We start from the raw sequence: 24,445 nt of genomic DNA, 5'->3' as shown, positions 1-24,445 counted from the left end.
TTCAGGTGGCTGCGTTGTAATTAATTTTAGCTCAAGGTGTTGTAAGGCCCGCACTCGCCGGCGGGGGATTGTAAGGCGTGATCTGGATAATCAGGCCGAATAATGGATGATCCAGGTAGTGCATCTCACTGCTGCGCATGCGGCGCTCCTGTTCCATTAACACAATTCTTTTTGTCAGATAGGGCTCGCTGAGATTTGATAGCGTTGCTTCCGTTGTCGGTGTATTCAGGCTCGACCACTGGTCAAAATCAGACATTTCAGACGCGGATTCCGCGCGATCATCCGCTAATATTTCTGCCCGCAGTTGATTGGGTGATTGTGGAAGCTGCGGCCATTCTCCGGGCGCCTGCCCGTAATTGATTTCAAATTCACTGAACCACAAATTGGTTCGCAATTGCAGATATTGCGCAACACTCAGAGTGATGCTGCCTTCCAACTCACGATGATTGCCAAACGCATTGCCCCCTTTGATCAGGATAGCCGGTGCACGCTTTTGATCGCCGATAAATTGCCGCCAGGCATGATGCGCAAGGATGCGATAACGCGGGTCCCGTTGCAGCGCAGCGGCATGGTTCCGCAATTTTTTATCGCTATCAGGTAGCAGGTAAAAGGGATCGCGCAACAGGTCCACCGAAGGTTGCGCTACTGCAGAGGCATCCGTGGACTTGGTTTGGCTGGGGCTATCGGGGTTTTTCAGCTCCACCCAATTCAGTGGATAGCCCAATTTAATATTGGTGGGCCAGTACTCCTGGCTATCCGGGGTTTGCCGGGCAAATACCACCATCTCGACCTGGTACCAGCGCTGGTTATTGGTCTGCGCCTGGCTCCAGGGGCTTAAGCCGGCCATGATGACCGCACCGAATAAGGCAAACTGGCGCAGCGTTTTAAATGCGATGAAAAACCTGTTGTTGGTATTCTCGTTGATCATTTCTTTGCTGTTTCCTTGAGGGATTTTGGTTTGGGCGTAATGTCTTGAGCGGCTTCCTTCGGCGTTAGCCGATCCAGTAATTCATCGACTGTTTGCAGGCGCTTTTCCGTGGTTTCCATATCCAGCGTAAACTTCAGGAAATTTGCACCTTCCAATTTATATATATGCGGCTGCTTTTGTACCAGCTGAACAATAGTGTAAGGATCGACCCGGGTTTCGCTGGAGAATTCAATGCGCCCGCCGCGTGCACTCGCTTCCAGCTTGGTAATACCGATGTGTTGTGCCTTGATCTTGATGTGCGTTACGCGGAACAGGTTTTTGGTTTGTTCCGGCAGAAGCCCGAAGCGGTCGATCATCTCCACTTGCAGCTCGCGCAAATTCTCTTCGGTTTCGGCGCCAGCCAGGCGTTTGTACATCACCAGGCGCGTGTGAACATCGGGTACATAGTCCCCCGGAATCAACGCCGGAATGCGCAGGTTTACATCAATCACATCCTCCGACATATTGATGCTTGGCTCTTTGCCCTGGCGAATCGCTTTGACGGCGCGATCCAGCATATCCATATACAGCGAGAATCCCACTGTTTGAATCTGGCCGGATTGCTCTTCACCGAGCAGCTCGCCGGTGCCCCGGATTTCCATGTCGTACGTAGCCAGCGTAAACCCTGCACCAAGATCCTCGGCACTGGCAATCGCTTCCAGGCGCTTGATCGCGTCGGCGGTCATGGAGCGTTTATCGGGCGTCAGTAAATAGGCGTAAGCCTGGTGATGCGAGCGGCCGACACGACCACGTAATTGATGCAATTGTGCGAGGCCGAATTTATCGGCGCGATCAATAACAATGGTATTGGCGCTGGGCACGTCGATGCCGGTTTCAATAATGGTCGTGCACAATAAAATATTGAAACGCTTGTGGTAAAAATCCGACATCACCCGTTCCAGGTCGCGCTCACGCATTTGACCGTGGCCAATGCCGATACGTGCTTCCGGAATCAGGGCTTGCAAATCCCGCGCAACTTTTTCAATCGTCTTGACTTCATTGTGCAGGTAGTACACCTGACCGCCGCGTAAAATTTCCCGCAGGATGGCTTCTTTAATGGCGGCTTCATCGTATTGCCGCACAAAGGTTTTCACCGAAAGTCGGCGTGCTGGCGGCGTGGCAATAATGGATAAATCGCGGATGCCGGCCATAGACATGTTCAATGTGCGCGGGATGGGTGTGGCGGTTAAGGTGAGGATATCGACTTCTGCGCGTAATGCTTTCAGCTGTTCTTTCTGACGCACACCGAAACGGTGTTCTTCGTCGATGATCAGGAGCCCGAGGTTTTTGTATTTGATATCCGGCTGCAGCAATTTATGTGTGCCCACCACGATATCAATCTTGCCTTCAGCCAAACGCTGCTGAACTTCTTCCACTTCTTTGTTGGTACGGAAGCGTGATAGCACTTCGATAGTAATTGGCCAATCGGCGAAGCGGTCTTTTAACGATTCATAATGTTGTTGCGCCAGCAGTGTCGTGGGCGCAAGGATAACGACTTGCTTCCCGCTGTGGGATGCGATAAACGCGGCGCGCATCGCGACTTCGGTTTTCCCGAAACCTACATCACCGCATACCAGCCGGTCCATGGGTTTGGGAGAGAGCATATCCGCGATAACCGCTTCAATCGCGCGCTGTTGATCGGGGGTTTCTTCAAACGGAAAGGCGCTGGCGAAATTATCGTAGGCTACTTTGGGGTCTTCAAAGGCATGACCTTTACGGGCAGCGCGGCGCGCATAAATATCCAACAGCTCGGCAGCCGTATCGCGTATTTGCTCCGCTGCTTTGCGCTTCGCTTTTTGCCAAGCTTCGCTGCCGAGTTTATGCAGCGGGGCCAGGTCTTCATCGGAACCGCTGTAGCGGCTGATTAAATGAAGATTGGTCACCGGCACGTAGAGTTTTGCTTCGTCGGCGTATTCCAGGGTTAGAAATTCATTGGTCTGGTCATCGATGGTAATAGTTTCCAGGCCGCGATAACGGCCCACACCGTGGTCAATATGGACAACCGGTGCGCCGGGTTTTAATTCGGTCAGGTTCTTGACGATGAGGTCAGCGTTGTCTTGCACCTGTTTGCGGCGGCGCTGCTGTTGAACCCGCTCGCCGAACAGTTGCGATTCCGCGATCAATGCCAGGGCAGTTTGTTTGCCTTGGGCGGTTTGCAGCAGGCCTTGTTCCAGTGGCGCTACGGTGATGGCGAGCTTATCGGTTGCGGTGGCAAAATCATGCCAGTTTTCAACAACTTTAGGCAGTTTGCGTATCCGCCCCAACAGTTCCAGCAATGTTTCCCGCCGACCGGCTGAGTCGGCACAAAATAATACCCGGCCATCAAACTCCATTAAAAAAGCTTGCACGGCGGCGAGTGGGTTATCGGACTGCGCACGAATCGGCAGGCTGGGTGGTGGACTGGTGGAGAAATTAAAGTGACCGGCTTTTTGCTCTACCGGCGCCGCATCAACAAAAATGCGGGAGAAGGGTTTTAACTGCGAAAATAATTCTTCGATGGGCAAATAAATATCGCGCGGCGGTAATATCGGGCGCTGCGGATCAACACGTCGGCTTTCATAGCGGCGGTAGAGCTCGGTCCAGAAATTTTCAGCGGCCTTTTCGATGTCGCCCAAGGCATAGATACAGGTTGCGTCCGGCAAATAATCAAACAGGGTGCTACAGGCTTTGAAGAATAACGGCAGGTAATACTCAATGCCCGGTGGTGAAATACCGGCGTTAACGTCCTGGTAGACCGGGCAATCCTTGGAGTTAACATCAAAACGTTCGTGCCATTGCTGGCGAAAAAATTGAATACCATTTTTATCGAGCGGGTATTCCTTGGCCGGTAACAACTGAATAGCGTCTACCTGTTCGATGGTCAACTGCGTTTCCGGATCGAAGGTGCGCAGGGTATCGATTTCGTCATCGAACAAATCAATACGATAGGGTAGATCGCTGCCCATAGGGTAGATGTCGATCAGCGAGCCGCGCACCGCAAATTCACCGTGTTCGAACACCGTATCAACGCAGTGGTAACCGGCTTTTTCCAGGTTGCGCCGCAAGGTGTTGATATCGATTTGCTCGCCGCAGCGAACCATCAGGCTGTTGCCGAGCAAATAATCCTGGGGCATCAGGCGCTGTAGCAGCGTGGTGATAGGCGTGACCAGGATACCCTGTTTAACCGAGGGTAATTTGTACAGCGTACTCAAGCGCTCGGAGATGATGTCCTGGTGCGGCGAAATGGTGTCGTAGGGCAGGGTTTCCCAATCCGCCAGGTGCAGCACCGGTAACTGGTGTTCGGCGCTGGTAAAAAAACGTAATTCATTTTCAATGCGAATCGCACTGCTGGTATCGGCAGTAACGACCAGGCTCAAACCGGGGTATTGGCGTGCTGCATTGGCAATGGCGAGGGTTTGGGCGCTGCCGTGAAGTTGTCCCCAGAACTGTCGGTCGCCCGGTTTGGCCAGTGAGGGGAGGGCATTGGGCTGGTATAAAGTCATAGTCAACAACGCATAAATCTGAAAGGCGGCATTGTACCCGTCTTTGTTCGGGGCCTGTACCCGTCTGTGGAGGCGGATGCTGGAATTGAGGAATTCTGCGTGTTCAGTCGCGTTGAACGCGCAAAATCCGGTTCATTAAAACCCCTTGTTCTCGCCGATGGGGTTTTTAATGCATAAAAAGAGAGCATCGCTCTGGCCTTTGCCGGTCACCATCTTTATAATTGCCGCGTTTTTATGGGCCACTAGCTTGTCAGTATGCGGTGTATGCTGGGGGTCACCTTGTGCAGCTCCGGGTCGGTATAACCGACATTGACATCCTTGGCCTAGTGCCGGCGTATAAGACAGCAGGGTTTTATACCGCCAACCAGGGGACTAACGCGCAGCTTCCGATATCTTCCTAACTCAATCGGGTTCCAGCATTTGCAGATAATGTTGGTTGAGAATATGCCGCGCGTTCAATATTCCTCACATAAGAGGCTCAGGCTTCGCTGAGCTAACATTATCCAACGAGTGATTAGGCAGAGTCGTATGATAAAGATCCGTCGGGGATTGGATTTACCTATATCCGGTGCACCCGAGCAGACCATCGTTGATGGTCCCAAGGTCCGCTCTGTTGCTGTTATTGGCTTCGATTACCACGGTATGAAGCCGACGATGGCAGTGCAGGCAGGGGACAAGGTCAAGCTCGGGCAGCTACTATTTACTGACAAGAAAACGGAAGGCATCAGATACACCGCCCCGGCTGCGGGTACCGTATCGGCCATCAATCGTGGCGAAGGACGTGTGCTGCAATCAGTCGTTATTGATGTTGAAGGTGACGATGCAGAAGTTTTCCCAAACTACGGCGCTGCTGAGCTTGCCGGTTTGTCCGCCGACACCGTGCGCGACAACCTGAATAACGCCGGGCTGTGGACAGCGCTTCGCACGCGTCCGTTCAGCAAGGTTCCCGCGCTCGACAGCAAGCCTCACTCTCTCTTTATTACCGCTACTGATACCAATCCTCTCGCCGCGCAACCGGATGTTGTTATCCGTGAGCATGCAGAAGATTTTATCCACGGTATCACGGTGCTCTCCCACCTCACCGAAGGCAAAGTGTTCCTGTGCAAAGCGCCGGGTGCTGATATCCCTGCGCCTAACAACGAGCGTGTGGTGGTGAAAGAGTTCGGTGGTATCCATCCGGCGGGTAATGCCGGTACCCATATTCACTATCTCGACCCGGTCAGTGCTACCAAGACGGTGTGGACCATTGGCTATCAGGACGTCATTGCTGTCGGTAAATTGTTTACCACCGGCACGTTATTTACTGATCGCGTTGTGTCCCTGGCGGGCCCGCAAGTTGAACAACCACGCCTGGTGCGTACCCGTCTGGGCGCAAGCCTGGAAGAGTTGGCGGCCGGGCAACTCAAGCCCGGTATAAACCGTATTATTTCCGGCTCGGTTTTTGGTGGCCGTACCGCGCGCGGTCCGTTTGCCTTTTTGGGCCGTTACCACAACCAGGTGTCGGTATTACTGGAAGGTAATGACCGTCCGATGCTGCATTACCTGCGTCCCGGTTTTGGTTTCTTCTCTACCTTGCGCATCTACACCTCAGGTCTGATCAAAGGTAAGAAATTCGGCTTCACTACCACGACCAACGGCAGTGAACGCGCCATGGTGCCGGTAGGCACTTACGAAAACATCATGCCTCTCGACATCCTGCCAACCCAGTTGTTGCGCTCGCTGATTGTCAGTGACACAGAGACAGCTCAAAAGCTCGGTGCCCTGGAGTTGGATGAGGAAGATCTGGCGTTGTGTACCTTTGTATGTCCCGGTAAATATGAATACGGCCCGATCTTGCGTGACAACCTCACCCTTATCGAGAAGGAGGGTTAATAGATGAATTTCCTGCGTAATTTTCTCGATAAGATCGAGCCAAACTTTCACAAAGGTGGCAAGCATGAAAAGTGGTATGCGCTTTACGAAGCGGTAGATACCATTTTTTATCGTCCCGCTGATGTGACCAAAACCACCTCTCATGTGCGTGACGGTATTGACCTCAAGCGCATCATGATCACCGTGTGGTTGTGTACTTTCCCCGCCATGTTCTACGGCATGTACAACGTTGGCTTCCAGGCTAACACCATCATGGCCGATATGGGCCTGACGGCGGTAGAAGGCTGGCGCGGTGCGTTTATTGGCTTGTTTGCCGGCTACGACGCCCAGAGTATCTGGGATTGCTTCTGGCACGGCGCGGCTTACTTCCTGCCCATCTACTTTGTGGTATTCGTGGTAGGTGGTTTCTGGGAAGTCCTGTTCGCGATGATCCGTGGCCACGAGGTAAACGAAGGTTTCTTTGTAACCTCCGTCTTGTTTGCCTTGATTTGTCCGCCGGACGTTCCTTTATGGCAGGCGGCTTTGGGCATCAGCTTCGGTGTGGTCATTGGTAAAGAGGTATTTGGCGGCACGGGTAAAAACTTCCTTAACCCGGCGCTGGCGGGACGTGCGTTCCTCTTCTTTGCCTATCCGGCAGAAATGTCAGGCGATAACGTCTGGACGGCTGTTGATGGTTACTCGGGCGCAACCGCACTGTCCATCGCTGCACAAGACGGCATGGCGGCGCTGAAGGGCGGCTTGACCTGGATGGACGCGTTCCTGGGTAACATGCACGGCTCTATTGGCGAGACCTCAACGCTGGCTATCTTTATCGGTGGTGCCGTTCTGTTGTTCATGGGCATCGCTTCCTGGCGTATCGTGCTGGGTGTGATGGTTGGTATGGCGGGCACCGCGCTGCTGTTCAACCTGGTTGGCAACCCGGAAAGCAACCCCATGATGGCTATGCCCTGGTATTGGCACATGGTGGTGGGTGGTTTTGCATTCGGCATGATCTTCATGGCCACCGACCCGGTTTCTGCTTCTATGACCAACGTGGGCAAACTCTGGTTTGGTGCGCTGATTGGTTTTATGGTGGTTATTATCCGTGTGGTAAACCCGGCCTTCCCGGAAGGCATGATGTTGGCCATCCTGTTTGCCAACCTCTTTGCCCCGCTGATTGACCATTTTGTTGTACAGGCGAACGTTAAGCGGAGATTGGCACGTGTCTAATAATGATTCCATTAAAAAGACGATCATAGTTACCGTACTGCTGTGTATCGTTTGTTCTGTGATTGTGTCTGCTGCTGCCGTTCTGTTGCGTCCGGCGCAGGTGGCCAATAAGTCGCTGGATTTCAAGCGCAATATTTTGTCGGCGGCCGGTTTGCTTGAGCCCGGAAAGAACGTTGACGCTATCTTCAATGAGCGTGTAGTTACGCGTGTTGTCGATTTGAAAACCGGTAAATTTACCGATGCGGTTGATCCTGTGTCTTACGATCAGCGCCGCGCCAGCAAGGACCCGAGCCTTTCGACCAACCTCAGTGCTGATGAGGACCTCGCAAAGATTTCCCGTCGCGAAGATTACTCTGTGGTTTACCTGATCCAGGATGAAAACGAGCAACTGCAAAAGATCATCCTGCCAGTAAAAGGTTACGGCTTGTGGTCGACACTTTACGGTTTTCTGGCGCTGGAAGCGGATGCCAACACCGTTGTCGGTCTGGTGTTCTACGAACACGCGGAAACTCCAGGCTTGGGTGGTGAAGTGGATAATCCGGTATGGAAAGCGAAGTGGGTCGGCAAAGAAGTTTACGATGAGGGTGATGTGGCTATTGCCATCATTAAAGGCTCCGTTGATTCGTCTTCAAGCAATGCCGTACATCAGGTGGATGGGCTGTCCGGTGCAACCTTGACCAGCCGCGGTGTTCACAACTTGTTACATTTCTGGTTGGGTGATAATGGCTACAAGCCGTTCCTGACCAATCTCAAAAACGGGGAGGCTTAAGAAATGAAAGTGAAAGAGCTTCTGTTTGATCCGGTCTTTAAGAATAACCCGATCGCATTACAAATCCTGGGTATCTGCTCTGCATTGGCGGTAACCAGCAGTTTGAAAGTCACGCTGGTTATGTGTATCGCACTGACCACGGTGACGGCGTTTTCAAACTTCTTCGTTTCCCTTGTGCGCAATCATGCACCGAACAGCATCCGTATCATCATCCAGATGGTGATCATTGCGTCTCTGGTTATTGTGGTTGACCAGATCCTCAAAGCCGTTGCTTACGACGTTAGCAAGCAATTGTCGGTGTTTGTGGGTTTGATCATCACGAACTGTATCGTAATGGGCCGCGCGGAAGCGTTCGCCATGAAGAACCCGCCGATTCCGAGCTTCTTCGATGGTATCGGTAACGGTTTGGGTTATAGCGCCATGCTGATCGCTCTTGCCGTCGTTCGTGAGCTCTTTGGTTCAGGCAAATTGCTCGGCTACGACATCCTGTCTGTTACCACAGACGGTGGTTGGTATGTACCTAATGGCTTGCTGTTGCTGCCACCGAGCGCGTTCTTCCTGATTGGTTTGTTTATCTGGGCCTTGCGTTCCTGGAAAAAGAATCAGGTTGAAGCCAGCGAATTCAAAATCGCTCCCAACACCAAACCTCAGGAGGCTTGATCGTGGAATATTATTTAAGCCTTTTTATTCGGGCCGTTTTTATTGAGAACATGGCGTTAGCCTTCTTCCTGGGGATGTGTACGTTTATCGCTATCTCCAAAAAAATCGGTGCTGCTATCGGTTTGGGTATCGCGGTTATTGTTGTACAGACACTCACCGTACCCCTGAATAACCTGATCTACACCTACGTGCTGGCTAACGGCGCCCTGAGCTGGGCTGGTTTACCCAATGTCGATTTAAGCTTCCTTGGCTTGATTACTTACATTGGTGTAATCGCTGCGGTGGTGCAAATCATGGAGATGGTGTTGGATAAATATGTTCCCGCACTTTACAACGCACTGGGCGTGTTCCTGCCGTTGATCACCGTTAACTGCGCCATCATGGGTGGTTCTCTGTTCATGGTGGAGCGCGACTATAACTTCGGCGAGAGCATCGTCTACGGCGCAGGCTCTGGTGCCGGTTGGGCATTGGCTATCGTGATATTGGCCGGCGTGCGTGAGAAATTGAAATATAGCGATGTACCGGACGGTTTGCGTGGCTTGGGTATCACCTTCATTACTGTGGGTTTGATGTCTCTGGGCTTTATGTCATTCGGCGGCATCGATCTGTAATCAGCGGGGTATAACCACACATGAACATAGAAATTACATTGGGTGTTGTCATGTTTACGGTCATCGTGCTCGCGCTGGTGGCCGTTATCCTGATAGCACGATCTAAATTGGTCAGCAGTGGCGATGTCACTATTGATATCAATGGCGAGAAAAAACTGACCGTTCCGGCCGGTGGCAAGTTGTTGCAAACCTTGTCCGGCGCCGGCTTGTTCCTGCCTTCTGCCTGCGGCGGCGGCGGTACCTGTGCACAGTGCAAATGTATTGTGGTATCTGGCGGTGGCTCTATGTTGCCGACGGAAGAAAGCCACTTCACCAAGCGCGATGCCCGTGAAGGTTGGCGCTTGTCTTGCCAGACGCCGGTCAAGCAGGACATGGTGATTGAAGTTCCGGAAGATGTGTTCGGTGTAAAACAGTGGGAATGTACTGTCGAATCCAATCCTAACGTGGCCACGTTCATTAAAGAGTTGACCTTGCGTCTGCCGGAAGGTGAAAACGTTGACTTCCGTGCGGGTGGTTATGTGCAGTTGGAGTGCCCACCGCATCATGTGAAATTCTCGGATTTCTCTATCGAGCCGCAATTCCGTGGTGACTGGGAACGTTTCGGTTTCTTTAATCTGGAATCAAAGGTGACTGAGCCGGTGATTCGCGCCTACTCCATGGCGAACTATCCGGATGAGAAGGGCATCGTTAAGTTCAATATCCGTATTGCAACGCCGCCGCCCAAGTCACAAGGCATTCCGCCGGGCATTATGTCGTCTTACGTGTTCAGCCTGAAGCCGGGAGACAAGATCAAGGTGTACGGTCCCTTCGGTGAATTCTTCGCCAAGGACACTGACAATGAGATGGTCTTCATCGGTGGTGGTGCGGGTATGGCTCCCATGCGTTCGCACATCTTTGATCAGCTGCGCCGCATCAAGACCAAGCGTAAGATGACTTTCTGGTACGGTGCTCGCTCTCTGCGCGAACTCTTCTACAAAGAAGAATATGATCAGTTGCAAGAAGAGAATGAGAACTTCAACTGGTATGTGGCCTTGTCAGATCCACAACCGGAAGATAACTGGAGCGGCCTGACCGGGTTTATTCATAATGTTCTCTATGAAAATTACCTGAAAGACCACCCGGCACCGGAAGATTGCGAATTCTACATGTGCGGCCCACCAATGATGAACGCCGCAGTGATCAAGCTCTTGAAGAGCCTGGGTGTAGAAGACGAAAACATTATGCTGGATGACTTTGGTGGCTAAGATCGGTTTGTTTAAGTTCTTTTTACCAAACTGCGAAACGAGGTCAGCGTTGCTGACCTCGTTTTTGTTTTTTGGTGTGGTGTTATTAAGTGGCTGCGGTCAGGCAGAGCGGGACACGCTGCGGTTTGCCGGCGAAACCATGGGGACGACGTATCACATTACGTTGGTTGCTGATGAAGATGAGTCGCTCAAGGTAGATGCAACCACGTTACAAAAAGCAGTTGATGTTGAGCTGCAAAAAATTAATCAGCATATGTCGACCTATATCCCTGTTTCTGAGTTGATGTTGTTTAACTCGGCCAGTGCAGGTGAGTTGTACACCTTATCGAAACCACTGGAAGAAGTTTTGCGGTTGAGTCAGCAGATCAGCGAACGCAGTGGCGGTGCGTTTGATATTACCGTCGGCCCGCTGGTGAATTTATGGGGCTTTGGGCCCGGTAAACACGAGGATGATGTGCCTGATGCGGAAGCTATCGCTGACGCCAAAGCGATGATGGGGTATCACAAGCTGGAATTGGTGGATGGGCAAGCGCGCAAATTGGCTGATATCAAGCTCGATCTTTCTGCCATTGCCAAGGGCTACGGTGTGGATTGGATTGCGGATTATCTTGCGCAGCAGGGCATCAATCATTATATGGTTGAAATCGGCGGGGAAATTCGCGTCAAAGGCACCAATGGCAAAGGCCAGCCCTGGCGTATCGCTATTGAGCAGCCATCAATGGTGCAGCAGAGCGTGCACAAGGCTATTTCGCTGACTGATGTCGGTATGGCTACGTCGGGTGATTACCGCAATTATTTCGAGCAGGACGGCAAGCGCTACTCACACACCATCGATCCGCAAACCGGTTATCCGATTACGCATCGCCTCGCATCCGTCACGGTTATCGCCAGGACCTCAGCGGAAGCCGATGGTTGGGCTACCGCGATCAATGTGCTAGGTCCGGAGCGCGGCATGGAAGTGGCCAATCGCGAGAAATTAGCGGTTTACATGATTGTCAAAGAGGATGAGGGTTTCAGCGATCGTTATTCAACGGCTTTTGAACCTTATCGATGAATTATTGAGGTAAATATTATGGGTACGTTATTGGTAACGCTGGTGTTTATGCTGGTTGTGGTGGCCTTGATGTCCGTGGGTGTCATCTTCGGCCGCAAGCCCATTACCGGTTCCTGTGGTGGTGTCGGAAAGGCGCTGGGCGAAAAAGAATATGTGTGTGATATTTGTGGCGGCGATGAAAGCAAGTGTGAAGAAAAACAACAGACTGCCGCGAACGCAGAAAAATCTTTGGCTTACGAAGTAACAACTAATAAAAAATAACAATTGTGTCGGTAGCTTGGGGTGATTATTTGGTTATTCGGTTCAAGAGGAAATTAAAGTGGCTGACCATGTTTACGATGTCTTGGTGATCGGTTCAGGGCCGTCGGGTGAAAGTGCGGCGATTACGGCGGCCAAAGCCGGTAAGCGTGTGGGTGTAGTAGAGAATCGCCAGGTGGTAGGTGGAAACTGTGCGCATAAAGGGACCATTCCCTCAAAATCCCTGCGCCATGTTGTCAAACAAATTATTCATTACAAATCCAGTAATCTCTTTCGTGAAATTGGCGATAGTCGTCGCCTGACTTTTCCACGTATTCTGCAATCGGCCCGACAAGTGATTCCCAAACAGGTCGAACTACATACCAATTTTTATGTGCGTAATCGCGTGACCCTGCACATGGGTCGCGCTGCATTTGTTGATAATCATACGGTCACCGTTGACCTGCTGGACGGCGCGCGCGAAACCATTACCGCCGGCAGCATTGTCATTGCGACGGGCTCGCGCCCTTATCGGCCTGCTGACATCAATTTTGATCATCCGCGGGTTTACGACAGCGATACCATACTTGAAATGCAGCATACGCCGCGGCACCTCATTATTTACGGTGCCGGTGTGATCGGGTGCGAATACGCTTCGATATTTTCCGGGATGGGAGTGCGTGTTGACCTGATTAATAACCGTGATCGTTTGCTGTCATTTCTCGATGATGAAATCTCTGACGCCTTGAGTTATCACTTGCGTGACAGCGGTGTAACCGTGCGTCACAGCGAGGAATATGAAGCGATTGATGCGCGCGATAGCAGCGTCACTCTGCACCTGAAATCCGGCAAGCGATTAAAAGCTGATGCCATTCTCTGGTGTAACGGGCGCAGCGGCAATACCGATAACCTGAATCTGGCGGCTGTGGGTTTGCAGGCAGATCATCGCGGTAACCTGAAGGTGGACGATTGTTATCGCACGGCGGTTGACAATATTTATGCTGTGGGCGATGTGATTGGTTGGCCCAGTTTGGCCAGTGCATCATTTGGACAAGGGCGTTCAGTATCCGGCGGCATTATCGGTGGGGATTGTCCTCTGGTTGAGGATGTGCCCACTGGCATTTACACCTTGCCGGAGATCAGTTCGGTCGGTAAAACAGAAACCGAATTAACGGCGGCACGCGTGCCTTACGAAGTTGGGCGGGCGCTGTTTAAAAACACGGCGCGCGGCCAGATCAGTGGCGAAGATGTCGGCATGCTTAAATTGTTATTCCATGTCGATACCATGGAAATTCTGGGTGTACATTGCTTTGGTGCCGAGGCTGCCGAGATTGTCCACATCGGTCAGGCGATCATGCGGCAGAAAGGCGAGGGTAATACCATTCGTTACTTCCTCAACACGACATTTAACTATCCGACCATGGCGGAGGCATATCGTATTGCTGCCCTGGATGGGATCAACCGAATCAATCGCCGCTAGAACGGTCGATGGAAAAAGAAAAGCCGCGCGTTGGAATACCTGCGCGGCTTTTTTATTGGGCGGGGATTAATTTTTCTGGCGATGTTTGGCTACGCTGTGGATCACGTGGTCGTGTTCAAAATACACCACGAAGTCTGCATATTCCCAGGATGAAATGGGTGGATCACCTACCGGCCCTTGTTTGCTGATGGGCTCACCAAATTGCGCCTCGACAGCGGCCTTGGTGACACCGGTGCGCGGTTTGGCAATATCGGCTTGCTGACCCACGGGTACACGCACGGTTTCGGCAAGTGCTGGCAGTGTCAGCAAGGCGGAACAAGAGACAAGGATGATCAGTAATGTTTTTTTCATGGGCTTATCCTGCATGATCAGTATTGTTGTTTAAGTCGGCGCTCGGCCATTTGAGCACGCATGATCTGCTGGCCGATCAATTGTTGTTGTGAGTCGTTGATCCGATGAAATTTTGCCGCAATTTGATAGTCGCCAGCGCTACTCAGTTCACAGCGTATCACTTTGGCAAATAAAATCAGCCCGGCGTAGGACGGCAAAAACGTGAGCCGCATCGCGATAAAACTCTGTTGTGCAATAGGCTTTTCACACCCGAAGGCAATACCGCCTTCGCTCAGGTTCACCTGCCGGGTAATACGGGTCAGGGCGGCGGGTTTGTGTTCTGCCATCAGGCGTTGGGTAAGCAGTTCTATCTTGCGGTTGATATTGTGCAGGTATTCACCCAGCGCGCGGTTGTTATCCTTGATCTGATACAACAGCTGCGCGGTATCACTGTCGATTTTTTTCAGCTCGGCGTACAGCTTGATATCGGCAGCATCCTGGTAGAGCGTTTCCGGTTCACTGGAATTAGCGGTCTTTTCATCTACCTCTTTATATTCCAGCGCAATACTTTCATCGATGCGAAAAAAACTGCGGCGTTCAGACATGATCTTTATCCCGGTAACCAGCTTTCCATAAGATAGCACATCATCCCGCAACTGCTGCGGTGATTGTGTGTTGGCCGCTTGTGCTCCTTCGGGCATTAGGTTTAAATGCGCTCCATGCTGAAAAACATCCCCCTCTATATTGGTCTACGTTATACCCGCGCGAAACGTCGCAACCAATTCATTTCCTTTGTCAGCGGATTTTCACTTCTGGGTATGGCCCTGGGCGTGATGGCATTGATTATTGTGCTGTCTGTAATGAACGGTTTTGATCGGGAGATGAAGCAGCGCATCCTCAGTGTTATTCCCCACGGCTTTATTGATCAACACCCGCAAATGCGTGACTGGCAATCCGTTTCCCGGCAGGTTGAGCAACACCCGGAGGTGGTGGCCACGGCGCCTTACATTGGCGGCTTCGCCCTGATCAGCTATGACCGGGGCGTTGAAAGTATCCAATTGCAAGGCATCTTACCGGAAGCGGAAAACCGCGTTTCGGTACTGGAGCAGAACATGATCGTTGGCTCCAGCACAGACTTGCGACCCGGTGAATTTGGCATCGTCATGGGCCGCTTGTTGGCGCGCTCCCTCGGTATTGCTCCCGGAGACAAGGTGAACCTGACGCTCTCGGATATCAACATTACGCCGGCCGGTGTGTTTCCGCGTACGCGCCCGTTTACGCTGGTGGGTGTCTTCGAAGTGGGAGCCCAGGTAGACCAGACCCTCGCGATGATTCATATCGACGATGCCAGGCGCCTGTTTCGCTATCAGGGAGTGCAAGGCTTGCATGTGAAGGTGACCGATATTTACCGCGCGGGCACGGTGATGGGTGACATTGCGGGCGATTTCGGTGAAAGCTACACCGTCAAGGATTGGAGCCAGACCCAGGGCAGCCTGTTCCAAGCGGTGAAGATGGAGAAGATCGTTATTGCGGCCCTGTTGTGCATCATCATCGCGGTGGCAGCGTTCAATATCGTTTCCAGCCTGGTATTGATGGTGGCTGACAAGCGGTCAGACATCGCCGTCTTGCGTACCCTGGGACTCACCGCTCGACAAGTGATGGCCATCTTTGTGGTGCAGGGCAGTGCGGTGGGTGTCGCGGGGACGCTGATCGGTGCCCTTATCGGTTGCCTGGTGGCGCAGTCGCTCAATGCCATCATGGGGTTCTTCGAAGCCTTGTTTGGCTGGCAGATCTTTAACCCCGATGTCTTTTTTATCACCCAGCTTCCCTCGGTATTGATGTGGCAGGACGTTGCGTTTATCTGCGGCCTGGCACTGACCCTGAGTGTGGTCGCCACCTTGTATCCTGCATATCGCGCCGCGAAGATCGAACCGGCAGAGGCCTTGCGTTATGAGTAATCAACAGGCGGTCTTGACCTGCCATCAAGTCTATAAAAACTATTCCCAGGGGCCGCAACAGGTCAGCGTGCTGAATGGGGTAAACCTGCAAATCCATGCCGGTGAACGGGTGGCGATTGTGGGCGCATCCGGTTCGGGTAAGTCCACGCTGCTGAATATCCTAGGCGGATTGGATGTCCCTGATCAGGGTGAGGTGATTGTCGTCGGACAACAGCTGTCGCAGATGAGCGCTGACCAGCGGGGGCGCCTGCGCAATCGCAGCCTTGGCTTTGTCTATCAGTTTCATCATCTGTTGCCGGAATTTACCGCGCTGGAAAATGTATCCATGCCCTTGTTGATCGGCCGCCAGGCCACAGCGGCAGCCAAAGAACGCGCGTCAGCGATGCTGGCACGGGTTGGTTTGGCGGAACGGGTGCAGCACAAACCTTCGGAGCTGTCCGGTGGAGAGCGTCAGCGGGTGGCCATTGCCCGCGCCCTGGTGACTAACCCGGCCTGTGTGTTGATGGATGAACCCACCGGCAACCTCGACTCTCACGCCGCCGACAGTATCCAGCAGTTAATGCTGGAGCTGAACCAGACTATCGGCACCAGCTTTGTGGTGGTGACTCACGACCAGCGGCTGGCGGCGCGTATGGACCGTACCCTGACCCTGTCCGACGGGACGCTGGTGTAACCGTGCTTAATAAACTCACTTTCCTTGTCGGTGCGCGCTACGGTATTTCTCGCCGTCACAGCCAGTTGGTTTCGTTTATCTCTTCATTGTCCATCGCCAGTCTGGTGATTGGGGTGGCTTTGCTGGTGCTGGTCATGTCGATCATGAACGGCTTTGATCGCGAGCTCCGCGAGCGCATCCTGGGCATCATGCCTCAGGCGACCATTTATCAACGTTACGGCATTGAAGAACCGCAGCCGCTGATCGACGAGTTGGAGGCGCATCCGCAGGTTCTCGCGGCGGCGCCTTTTGTCCAATTGCAGGGGTTGTTGGCTCACCAAAAGCGGGTATCGCCGGTCAACCTGTTTGGTATTGATCCGGCGCAGGAAGCGCGTTTGTCCTCGTTAAAGGAGTATCTGCCCGAGCAGGGCTTTGAACAGTTAAGCCAGTCCAGCCAGGGCATCCTGATTGGTCGCGGGATCGCGGATACCTTGCAGGTGGAGCCGGGGGACTCGGTCAGCTTGATCATTCCGCGTACCGGCGGGGGCAATCCCACTCCGAACATCCGCATGCTGACGGTGCTGGCGATATTCGATAGCGGCACGGAGATTGATCATGGGTTAGCCCTGATGGGGCTGGAAGCCGCCTCGTCCTTGTCCGAGTTTCCCGGTACGGTGACCGGCATCCGCTTGCAGGTAAATGATCTGTTCAGCGCGCCCTCCGTCGTACGCCAGTTGGTCAACGCGTTACCGCCCGGCTTCTACGGTTCTGACTGGACCCGCACCCAGGGCAATCTCTATGAAGCGATTCACATGTCGAAGAATCTGGTGGAGATGTTGCTGTTTTTGATTATCGCCATCGCCGCCTTTAACCTGGTCTCGACGCTGATTATGGTGGTGGTAGACAAGCAGGGTGATATCGCTATCCTGCGCACGCTGGGTGCCTCGACCGGTGAGATTATCGGTATTTTTATGGTGCAGGGCGGTTTGATCGGCCTGATCGGAACGGCCCTCGGTGTCGCCGTGGGTGTGCTGTTATCGCTGTGTGTGACGGATGCCGTGCAGTGGCTGGAACGACTGCTGAATGTTCGCTTTCTGGAGTCTGATGTGTATCCCATCAGTTATTTGCCGTCGGACCTGCAATGGTCGGATGTAGCGCAAATTGCGGTCACCGCCCTGATCATCAGCTTTTTTGCGGCGCTGTATCCCGCCTGGCGTGCCAGCCGCGTTCAGCCAGCGGAAGCCTTGCGTTACGAATAATCCTGCTTGTCCGCCAGATCATCCTGTTTCAGCGCTTCATTAGCCGCCGCTTTGGGGCGTTTCTTCCGTTTGTTCCAGCCTTTTACGACATGCCAGCGCCAGAAAATCTGGATCGCCACATATCCCAGGGAGCCGAAGATCAAACCGCACAACAGTGACCCTACAATCAGCGGTTTCCAGATCAGCACGAATTCATTGACCAACCAGTCCCAGGACAATTCCAGGGACACGGAGATAGGTGGTACACCCAATATCCAGCGGCCCAGTTGATAGGTGGCGAAAAAAATTGCTGGCATGGTGAGTGGGTTGGTCAGCCAGACGAGGGCAACGGAGATCGGCAGGTTACAGCGCACCAGCAAGGCCGCTAAAGCAGCCACCGGCATCTGTCCCGGGATCGGAATAAACGCGATAAAAATGCCGACAAAGAAGGCTACCGAAACAGAGTGGCGATTAAGATGGAACAGGTTAGGATCGTGCAACAGATCGCCTAGAAAATGCAGCGAAGGGTTATTTTTAACCTTGGCTGCGGAGGGGAGGTAACGTCTGAATAACTTACGTGCCATTGGCGCCTGTTGCGTTAGTTACGGGTAAAGCTGTATCACAGCTGATGGAGGCGCGCATTATGCATCGAAATGATTGCCGACACTATGCACACCTGTCGCTCTGAAAGTTGAATCCCTGCAAGGTTCCACCTTGGCGTGTCGATCATTGTGGGCGCGAATTCCACCTTGATATCACACTTGTGTGATGCATAATCACGCATTACATGGATCTGGTTGCTCAAGGATGTTTGCATGCCCGTTTATCTCCTCGCCCTCGCGGGCGGTATCCTCACGGTTGGTTTTCTGCCGTATCTGCCGCCTATTCCATGGCTGCTTTCGCTGGTTCCGCTTCTGCTGATTGCGCTTCGTATTCCCCGCTTCAGGGTTGTGCTGGCTTATGCCATCGGCATTGGCTGGGGTGTGGTTTATGGCTACGGCATACTGGCCAATCAACTACCTCAGGATTTAGTGGGCCGGGACTTGATGGTGTCCGGACGCGTGGTGGATTTACCGGTGATTGATGAACGCCGCCAGCGGTTCGTATTGCAGGTTGATGCGGCATACCTTCTCGATGATGCCCACACTGCCATCGCCGACTTTCCGGAGAAGCTTCAATTGAGCTGGTATGCGAAGGACGCAGTCGTGGTGCGCAGCGGCGAGCGCTGGCAATGGCAGGTCCGCCTGAAACGACCGCGCGGTTTCGTCAATCCGGGCGGGTTTGATTATCAGGTCTGGCTAATGCGACGTGGTATTGGCGGTGTTGGTTATGTGCGCGAAAGCCGCTTGACCCAACGGATAGGGATGGCCGAAACGTGGGATATCGGCGCTCATCGGCACGCTTTGCGCGATTGGTTATTAGCTGGCACCGACAGTCCCCAGAGCGCGGTAATGTTGGCGCTGCTGATCGGCGACCGATCCATGATGGATGCTGAGCAATGGCGTCGCATGCAGTTAACCGGGGTTAACCATCTGGTGGCTATTTCGGGTTTGCATGTGGGATTTTTGGCCGTGGCTGGTTTCGTTCTGGGCAGCCTTATCGGGCGCTGTATTAACCTGATGTATCACCCGTGTCCGGCGTTAGTGCCAGGTTATCTTGGCGCTATGTTGTTCGCGCTGGGCTACAGTGCCCTGGCAGGCTTTACCCTGCCAACCCAGCGCGCTCTGGTGATGATCCTGGTGGTGCAACTGGTTTATCTGTGGCGGCGTTCTTACCGGGTCAGCCATATCTTCAGCCTCGCGTTGGTCAGTGTGGTGATCAGTGATCCCTTGGCGGCCTACGACATGGGATTCTGGTTATCCTTTGGCGCCGTGGCGGTGCTGTTGTTTTGCTTTGCCGGTCGCTATGGCGCAAGGCAATCTTTCGCACCCGTCCACTGGCTACGCGGGCTTGTTCGCAGCCAGTGGACCATCTTTATTGGCCTGCTGTTGCCCCTCGGCGTACTGCTCAACCAGGTCTCTCTCTTGGCGCCATTGGCCAACCTGATTGCTATTCCTTTGGTCACCATCCTGGTGGTGCCGCCACTGTTGTTGGCGGCGGTGATTCAGAGCATTTTTCCGTTATTGAGTCATTGGTTGCTTCAACTGGCAGACCTTGGATTGCGTGTCCTGGATGCCTGGCTGCAGAGCCTCCTCGACCTGGGCAGCACTCAATCAAACCCGGTTATCAGCCTACAGGGCTGGGCGTTGGTAATTGCCTTGATCGGCGTCCTGTTGCTCTTGCTGCCGCGCGGGATTGCCGGTCGTTGGCTGGGTTACCCCGCATTGCTCACCGCGCTGATCTTACCCGGGAAAATACCGCCGCCCCTCACGCTCACCATTCTGGATGTCGGGCAGGGCTTGGCTGTGGTGGTGGAGACACCGGATCACCGCCTGATATACGACACCGGCCCAGCCTACAGCGACAAGTTTGAAGCCGGCGGCGCCATCGTGGTGCCTTACCTGCGCCAGCGGGGTATTTCCCAGGTAAATAAATTGATTGTCAGTCATCACGACAAGGATCATTCCGGCGGTGTGCAAGGCATTATCAAAAATTTGACGATACAAGAAGTCGTGGCGGGAGAGCCGATAAAAGCAAAGGCCTTGCTGAACAATCAGGTGCCGATCCATAACTGTCACGGGTATGAAAACTGGCAATGGAATCAGGTGCACTTCAGCTTTGTGCCAACCGCAGAGGTATTTCGTGGGACATCAGGTAACGCGAATAATCACTCCTGTGTGCTGTTGATTGAATACGCCGGACAAAGGATTTTATTGCCCGGTGATATCGAAGGTCGGGTTGAAAACCGGTTGGTTAATCACGGCCATTTGCCGGAGGCACTTACCTTGGTGGTGGCATCGCATCACGGCAGTCGCAGTTCATCCACCTCGACATTTGTCAGCCATGTTCGGCCGGCATTTGTGGTGTACAGCGCGGGTTATCGCAGCCAGCACGGCCATCCGCATCAAGAGGTGGTTGCACGTTATGCCGCTCGCGGGAGTCGCGCCTTCAATACGGCGGAGGGCGGCGCCCTGGTGTTTTCCTGGCGTGAGGGGGTGCTCCAACCTGTGCGACAACAGCGTCTCTATCAGCCGCGCTACTGGTTTGATTAAGCTTTGTTCAGCCTCATGATCGGCTGCATGCAAAAGTCGTGAAAAACGAACCCCGGCATGGTTTTCTTCGTTGCTTATGGTAATGTACCGCCCCGAAAAACCTGCATTGGGTGCAGTCCGGCTTGAAGAGGAAGATGACGTGTTAGAAATCATTATGTCTGGCGGTTGGTTGATGATCCCCATCATTATTTGCTCGGTCGCTGTTATTGCTATCTGCATTGAGCGCTACTGGACATTGAACCCAGCCAAGATTGCACCGCGTCATTTGCTCGCCCAGGTGTGGAGTTGGATCAAGAACAATCAGGTCGATGCAACCAAATTGCGCGAACTGAAACAATCGTCCATGTTGGGCCAGATTCTGGCCGCGGGTTTGAGCAATTCCCGCCACGGCCGAGAAGTGATGAAAGACAGTATCCAGGAAGCTGCCACCCAGGTTGTGCACGAGCTGGAGCGTTATATCAGCGTGCTCGGCACCATCGCCAATATCGCGCCCTTATTAGGCTTGCTCGGCACCGTTATCGGTATGATCCAGGTGTTCAATGCCATCATGATACAGGGCACAGGTAATACCGAAGTGCTGGCCGGTGGTATTTCTGTTGCGCTGGTCACCACCGCTGCCGGTTTGATTGTGGCGATTCCCGCCATGATTTTTCATCGCTTCTTTTTGCGTCGCATCGATTCCATCGTCGTCACCATGGAAGAGGAAGCCATCAAACTGGTGGATGCTTTGCACAGCGACCGCCGCGTTGATGTGAAAGTGGTTTAATCCTTGAATCCATTGAGCCCGAGGATGACGCCATGAAATTCCGTCGCCAGCCCAGAGAAGAAGAGGGCGTTAACCTGACGCCGTTGATTGATGTGGTCTTTATTCTGTTGTTGTTTTTTATGGTATCGACCACCTTTACCAAAGAAACCCATTTGAGTGTGGATTTACCGGAAGCGGTGGGCGAGCCCAGCACCGAAACCCAGGAACAGCTGGATGTTGTCATCAGTGCGCAAGGGCATTTTTCGGTGAATGGCCACAGCCTGGTCAATAACAAAGTGGAAACCCTGAAGTCCGCGCTGGAAAAATTATCCCAGGGCAACACCAAGCTGCCGCTCAGTATTACAGCGGATGCCAACACGCCGCATCAGTTCGTTGTAACGGCGATGGATGCCGCCGGTCAATTGGGTTTTGTCCAGCTCAGTATTACCTCGCGTCAACCCGACCCGGAGACGGAATAAGTTTTCTGCCGCACAGGTACTCACGTGTCCCAGCAATCACACAACCTTTGGCTTGATGCCTGGTACGGCAAGCGCAGATGGACTTTTGTGCTCTTGCCCCTGATGTGGTTGTTCCGCCTGATCGCCAGCGCACGCCGCTTTTATTTACGTCGTTTTGCACAACACATCTTGTCAGTGCCGGTGATTGTCGTGGGCAATATTTCAGTGGGTGGCACGGGCAAAACCCCGCTATTGATTGCCCTGGTGAAACACTTGCAACACCAGGGGTTTAATCCCGGTGTTATCAGTCGCGGGTATGGCGGGCACGCTGACCATTATCCTCTGGTGGTCACTTCGGCCACGGATGTTAAAGAAAGCGGCGATGAACCCCTGAGTATTTTTCAGCAGACCGGTTGTGCCGTGTGTGTCGATGCGGATCGTGTGCGGGGTGCGCGCGAACTTGAGCGGCTTGGCTGCAATATCCTGCTGAGTGATGATGGCCTGCAACATTATCGTCTGGGGCGTGCGCTGGAAATCATTGTGGTTGATGGTCAGCGGGGCCTTGGCAATGGTTTTTGTTTGCCGGTGGGCCCTTTGCGCGAACCCATGTCGCGTTTGCAGTCTGCAGATTTTGTTGTGGTCAACAGTGCGCAGCAACCTTTGTCGTTACCTGTCACCCAAACTTATGCCATGCGCATTGTTCCCCACGCCTGGCACTCGTTGATTGACGGGCAGGCGCACCCGGTCGATTATTTTTCCCGTGGCAATAAAAAATCGGTAAATGCTGTAGCCGGGATTGGTAATCCACGGCGCTTTTACCAGACGCTGGCTGAATTGGGATTGCAGCCTGTCGAACACGATTTTCCCGATCACCACGCATATCAACAAGGTGACTTTTCCTTTGCAGAGTCGCTACCCGTCGTCATGACCGCTAAAGACGCGGTGAAGTGCCGGGATTTTGCACAACCCGATTGGTTTTATCTCGCCGTGGGCGCGGAATTGCCCGACTGTTTCTGGCATGACTTTGACGTTAAGATAGCCGGATTAAAACCCTAGTATTTCAGGATTTCCCCATGAGTTTTTACGTTGTGATTCCCGCGCGTTATGCGTCGACTCGGCTGCCCGCCAAACCCTTGCGGGATATCGCCGGTAAGCCGATGATCCAGCATGTCTACGAGCGCGCCTGCGAGAGCGCCGCCCGCCAGGTGATTGTTGCTACCGATGACACACGGATAGAAGCCGTGGTCAAAGCGTTTGGCGGGCAAGTATGCATGACGTCCGCGACTCACAATTCCGGCACGGATCGTTTACAGGAAGTCGCCCAACAACTCGCATTGCAGGGCGATGATATCGTGGTGAATGTTCAGGGTGATGAACCGCTGATACCGCCGGCGGTGATCAATCAGGTCGCTAACAATCTGGCGAATACACACGCTGCCAGTGTCGCCACCTTGAGTGAACCGATTCATTCACTGGAGGATTTTCGCAATCCCAATATTGTAAAGGTGGTGGCCGATAAAACGGGCAGGGCGTTATATTTCAGCCGCGCGCCTATCCCTTGGCCGCGCGATCATTTTGCCGCTGCACAGGTGCAGGATTTGCCGCTGAATTTTCCGTGTCAGCGTCACATTGGTATCTATGCTTACCGCGTTGCATTGCTTAATCGTTTTGTGGGCTGGCCCCAGGCGCCACTGGAACACATCGAATCGCTGGAACAATTGCGCGTGCTGTGGCACGGCGAAACCATTCATATTGACGAAGCCTGCGCGGCAGTGCCCGGTGGCGTGGACACGGAAGCGGATTTGCAGCGCGTCAGGCAATTGCTGGAGTCTTAGGTTGTGGATACCAGGATACTGTTTGTCTGCCTCGGTAATATTTGTCGCTCGCCCACGGCGGAAGGTATTTTTCGCAAAGTGGTAACCGACGCGCGAATGCAGGACCGCATCTTTATCGACTCTGCCGGGACGGGTGGTTGGCATATCGGTAAATCGCCGGACGCACGCGCAGTCAGCGCAGCAAAAGCGCGCGGGTATGATTTATCCAGCTTACGTGCACGACAAGTTGCCGCCGCAGACTTTGAGGAATTTGATTTTATTCTGGCGATGGACCACGCCAACCTCAGTGATTTGCAATCTATGAAGCCTGATCATTATCAGGGACACCTTGGCTTGTTTTTGGATTTCGCTGAACACTCGCGCCACCGTGAAGTGCCGGACCCTTATTACGGAGGCGCTGCCGGCTTTGACCTGGTGCTCGATTTAATCGAGGACGCCTCCGCCGGTTTGTTACGCCAATTGCAACAGCGCCATCGCGCCTGACGGGATTAT

General features: G+C 53.2%; 23 protein-coding genes. 18 read left to right on the top strand and 5 right to left on the bottom strand.

What is annotated here, in order from left to right; translation table 11 throughout:
- Window positions 1-31: 31 nt before the first annotated feature.
- A complete protein-coding gene (locus ACSV5M_RS12645; RefSeq protein ID WP_439176597.1) occupies window positions 32-928 on the bottom strand; it encodes a CsiV family protein in 897 nt (298 codons plus the stop codon).
- Complete coding sequence (gene mfd / locus ACSV5M_RS12640; RefSeq protein ID WP_439176596.1) at window positions 925-4,449, bottom strand: transcription-repair coupling factor; 3,525 nt, start codon at window positions 4,447-4,449, stop codon at window positions 925-927. Before mfd ends, ACSV5M_RS12645 begins: the two co-directional genes overlap by 4 nt.
- A 528-nt stretch (window positions 4,450-4,977) precedes the next feature.
- Here mfd and ACSV5M_RS12635 point away from each other — a divergent pair.
- Genes ACSV5M_RS12635 through sthA form a run of 9 tightly spaced genes read left to right on the top strand, consistent with a single transcriptional unit; the run spans window position 4,978 to window position 13,585 of the window.
- Window positions 4,978-6,321, top strand: coding sequence for a Na(+)-translocating NADH-quinone reductase subunit A (locus tag ACSV5M_RS12635; RefSeq protein ID WP_439176595.1), 1,344 nt, complete (start codon window positions 4,978-4,980; stop codon window positions 6,319-6,321).
- A 3-nt stretch (window positions 6,322-6,324) separates the two neighbouring features.
- Entirely contained in the window at window positions 6,325-7,530 is a 1,206-nt protein-coding gene (locus tag ACSV5M_RS12630; RefSeq protein WP_439176594.1) for an NADH:ubiquinone reductase (Na(+)-transporting) subunit B, read from the top strand.
- Window positions 7,523-8,299 carry a Na(+)-translocating NADH-quinone reductase subunit C gene (locus ACSV5M_RS12625; RefSeq protein WP_439176593.1) on the top strand — a complete coding sequence of 259 codons (777 nt, stop codon included), beginning with the start codon at window positions 7,523-7,525 and terminating at the stop codon, window positions 8,297-8,299. Before ACSV5M_RS12630 ends, ACSV5M_RS12625 begins: the two co-directional genes overlap by 8 nt.
- 3 nt (window positions 8,300-8,302) lie before the next feature.
- Window positions 8,303-8,959, top strand: coding sequence for an NADH:ubiquinone reductase (Na(+)-transporting) subunit D (locus tag ACSV5M_RS12620; protein WP_439176592.1), 657 nt, complete (start codon window positions 8,303-8,305; stop codon window positions 8,957-8,959).
- A gap of 2 nt (window positions 8,960-8,961) precedes the next feature.
- Window positions 8,962-9,570, top strand: a complete 609-nt coding sequence (nqrE, locus tag ACSV5M_RS12615) for an NADH:ubiquinone reductase (Na(+)-transporting) subunit E (protein ID WP_439176591.1) — start codon at window positions 8,962-8,964, stop codon at window positions 9,568-9,570.
- Between the two features lie 20 nt (window positions 9,571-9,590).
- A complete protein-coding gene (nqrF, locus tag ACSV5M_RS12610; RefSeq protein WP_439176590.1) occupies window positions 9,591-10,814 on the top strand; it encodes an NADH:ubiquinone reductase (Na(+)-transporting) subunit F in 1,224 nt (407 codons plus the stop codon).
- 49 nt (window positions 10,815-10,863) lie between these two features.
- Window positions 10,864-11,868 (top strand): FAD:protein FMN transferase, encoded by a 1,005-nt coding sequence (locus ACSV5M_RS12605; protein ID WP_439176589.1) that lies wholly within the window; start codon window positions 10,864-10,866, stop codon window positions 11,866-11,868.
- Between the two features lie 18 nt (window positions 11,869-11,886).
- Window positions 11,887-12,129 (top strand): (Na+)-NQR maturation NqrM, encoded by a 243-nt coding sequence (gene nqrM / locus ACSV5M_RS12600; protein ID WP_439176588.1) that lies wholly within the window; start codon window positions 11,887-11,889, stop codon window positions 12,127-12,129.
- A gap of 58 nt (window positions 12,130-12,187) precedes the next feature.
- Window positions 12,188-13,585 (top strand): Si-specific NAD(P)(+) transhydrogenase, encoded by a 1,398-nt coding sequence (gene sthA, locus ACSV5M_RS12595; RefSeq protein ID WP_439176587.1) that lies wholly within the window; start codon window positions 12,188-12,190, stop codon window positions 13,583-13,585.
- A 66-nt stretch (window positions 13,586-13,651) separates the two neighbouring features.
- On the opposite strand, the gene ACSV5M_RS12590 is transcribed toward sthA, so the two are convergent.
- Together ACSV5M_RS12590 and ACSV5M_RS12585 are read right to left on the bottom strand one after the other, a co-directional pair.
- Window positions 13,652-13,936, bottom strand: coding sequence for a hypothetical protein (locus tag ACSV5M_RS12590; RefSeq protein WP_439176586.1), 285 nt, complete (start codon window positions 13,934-13,936; stop codon window positions 13,652-13,654).
- Between the two features lie 17 nt (window positions 13,937-13,953).
- On the bottom strand, window positions 13,954-14,520 hold the full coding sequence (locus ACSV5M_RS12585; protein WP_439176585.1) for a PilZ domain-containing protein: 567 nt from the start codon (window positions 14,518-14,520) through the stop codon (window positions 13,954-13,956).
- A 114-nt stretch (window positions 14,521-14,634) separates the two neighbouring features.
- On the opposite strand from ACSV5M_RS12585, the gene ACSV5M_RS12580 reads away from it, so the two are divergent.
- Genes ACSV5M_RS12580 through ACSV5M_RS12570 form a run of 3 tightly spaced genes read left to right on the top strand, consistent with a single transcriptional unit; the run spans window position 14,635 to window position 17,784 of the window.
- Window positions 14,635-15,873 (top strand): lipoprotein-releasing ABC transporter permease subunit, encoded by a 1,239-nt coding sequence (locus ACSV5M_RS12580; protein ID WP_439176584.1) that lies wholly within the window; start codon window positions 14,635-14,637, stop codon window positions 15,871-15,873.
- Window positions 15,866-16,546 (top strand): lipoprotein-releasing ABC transporter ATP-binding protein LolD, encoded by a 681-nt coding sequence (lolD, locus tag ACSV5M_RS12575; protein WP_439176583.1) that lies wholly within the window; start codon window positions 15,866-15,868, stop codon window positions 16,544-16,546. The genes ACSV5M_RS12580 and lolD overlap by 8 nt, the downstream gene beginning before the upstream one ends.
- 2 nt (window positions 16,547-16,548) lie before the next feature.
- A complete protein-coding gene (locus ACSV5M_RS12570; protein WP_439176582.1) occupies window positions 16,549-17,784 on the top strand; it encodes a lipoprotein-releasing ABC transporter permease subunit in 1,236 nt (411 codons plus the stop codon).
- On the opposite strand, the gene ACSV5M_RS12565 is transcribed toward ACSV5M_RS12570, so the two are convergent.
- A complete protein-coding gene (locus ACSV5M_RS12565; protein WP_439176581.1) occupies window positions 17,775-18,347 on the bottom strand; it encodes a DUF2062 domain-containing protein in 573 nt (190 codons plus the stop codon). The two genes, ACSV5M_RS12570 and ACSV5M_RS12565, sit on opposite strands and share 10 nt — an antisense overlap.
- A gap of 231 nt (window positions 18,348-18,578) precedes the next feature.
- Between ACSV5M_RS12565 and ACSV5M_RS12560 the strand changes: the two genes are divergently transcribed.
- The 6 genes from ACSV5M_RS12560 (at window position 18,579) to ACSV5M_RS12535 (ending at window position 24,436) form a co-directional block, all read left to right on the top strand.
- Entirely contained in the window at window positions 18,579-20,915 is a 2,337-nt protein-coding gene (locus tag ACSV5M_RS12560; protein ID WP_439176580.1) for a DNA internalization-related competence protein ComEC/Rec2, read from the top strand.
- A 139-nt stretch (window positions 20,916-21,054) separates the two neighbouring features.
- Window positions 21,055-21,681: a MotA/TolQ/ExbB proton channel family protein gene (locus tag ACSV5M_RS12555; RefSeq protein ID WP_087468923.1), complete on the top strand. Its 627-nt coding sequence runs from the start codon at window positions 21,055-21,057 to the stop codon at window positions 21,679-21,681.
- 32 nt (window positions 21,682-21,713) lie between these two features.
- Entirely contained in the window at window positions 21,714-22,139 is a 426-nt protein-coding gene (locus ACSV5M_RS12550) for an ExbD/TolR family protein (RefSeq protein ID WP_439176579.1), read from the top strand.
- Window positions 22,140-22,163: 24 nt separating this feature from the next.
- A complete protein-coding gene (lpxK, locus tag ACSV5M_RS12545) occupies window positions 22,164-23,174 on the top strand; it encodes a tetraacyldisaccharide 4'-kinase (protein ID WP_439176578.1) in 1,011 nt (336 codons plus the stop codon).
- A 17-nt stretch (window positions 23,175-23,191) separates the two neighbouring features.
- Window positions 23,192-23,953 (top strand): 3-deoxy-manno-octulosonate cytidylyltransferase, encoded by a 762-nt coding sequence (gene kdsB, locus ACSV5M_RS12540; RefSeq protein ID WP_439176577.1) that lies wholly within the window; start codon window positions 23,192-23,194, stop codon window positions 23,951-23,953.
- A 3-nt stretch (window positions 23,954-23,956) separates the two neighbouring features.
- Window positions 23,957-24,436, top strand: coding sequence for a low molecular weight protein-tyrosine-phosphatase (locus ACSV5M_RS12535; RefSeq protein WP_439176576.1), 480 nt, complete (start codon window positions 23,957-23,959; stop codon window positions 24,434-24,436).
- Window positions 24,437-24,445 lie beyond the last annotated feature (9 nt).

The sequence above is a fragment of the Cellvibrio sp. ARAG 10.3 genome (assembly GCF_051846955.1).
Lineage (GTDB): Bacteria > Pseudomonadota > Gammaproteobacteria > Pseudomonadales > Cellvibrionaceae > Cellvibrio.
The sequence above is the reverse complement of the archived record's forward strand: the minus strand, read 5'-3'. Positions and strand labels throughout refer to the sequence as shown.

What these genes read in the sequence shown, in the direction of transcription:
- ACSV5M_RS12645 (WP_439176597.1), bottom strand. Translation starts at nt 928, where the DNA reads ATGATCAACGAGAATACCAACAACAGGTTTTTCATCGCATTTAAAACG.
- mfd (WP_439176596.1), bottom strand. Translation starts at nt 4,449, where the DNA reads ATGACTTTATACCAGCCCAATGCCCTCCCCTCACTGGCCAAACCGGGC.
- ACSV5M_RS12635 (WP_439176595.1), top strand. Translation starts at nt 4,978, where the DNA reads ATGATAAAGATCCGTCGGGGATTGGATTTACCTATATCCGGTGCACCC.
- ACSV5M_RS12630 (WP_439176594.1), top strand. Translation starts at nt 6,325, where the DNA reads ATGAATTTCCTGCGTAATTTTCTCGATAAGATCGAGCCAAACTTTCAC.
- ACSV5M_RS12620 (WP_439176592.1), top strand. Translation starts at nt 8,303, where the DNA reads ATGAAAGTGAAAGAGCTTCTGTTTGATCCGGTCTTTAAGAATAACCCG.
- nqrF (WP_439176590.1), top strand. Translation starts at nt 9,591, where the DNA reads ATGAACATAGAAATTACATTGGGTGTTGTCATGTTTACGGTCATCGTG.
- nqrM (WP_439176588.1), top strand. Translation starts at nt 11,887, where the DNA reads ATGGGTACGTTATTGGTAACGCTGGTGTTTATGCTGGTTGTGGTGGCC.
- ACSV5M_RS12590 (WP_439176586.1), bottom strand. Translation starts at nt 13,936, where the DNA reads ATGAAAAAAACATTACTGATCATCCTTGTCTCTTGTTCCGCCTTGCTG.
- ACSV5M_RS12585 (WP_439176585.1), bottom strand. Translation starts at nt 14,520, where the DNA reads ATGTCTGAACGCCGCAGTTTTTTTCGCATCGATGAAAGTATTGCGCTG.
- ACSV5M_RS12580 (WP_439176584.1), top strand. Translation starts at nt 14,635, where the DNA reads ATGCTGAAAAACATCCCCCTCTATATTGGTCTACGTTATACCCGCGCG.
- lolD (WP_439176583.1), top strand. Translation starts at nt 15,866, where the DNA reads ATGAGTAATCAACAGGCGGTCTTGACCTGCCATCAAGTCTATAAAAAC.
- ACSV5M_RS12565 (WP_439176581.1), bottom strand. Translation starts at nt 18,347, where the DNA reads ATGGCACGTAAGTTATTCAGACGTTACCTCCCCTCCGCAGCCAAGGTT.
- ACSV5M_RS12560 (WP_439176580.1), top strand. Translation starts at nt 18,579, where the DNA reads ATGCCCGTTTATCTCCTCGCCCTCGCGGGCGGTATCCTCACGGTTGGT.
- ACSV5M_RS12550 (WP_439176579.1), top strand. Translation starts at nt 21,714, where the DNA reads ATGAAATTCCGTCGCCAGCCCAGAGAAGAAGAGGGCGTTAACCTGACG.
- kdsB (WP_439176577.1), top strand. Translation starts at nt 23,192, where the DNA reads ATGAGTTTTTACGTTGTGATTCCCGCGCGTTATGCGTCGACTCGGCTG.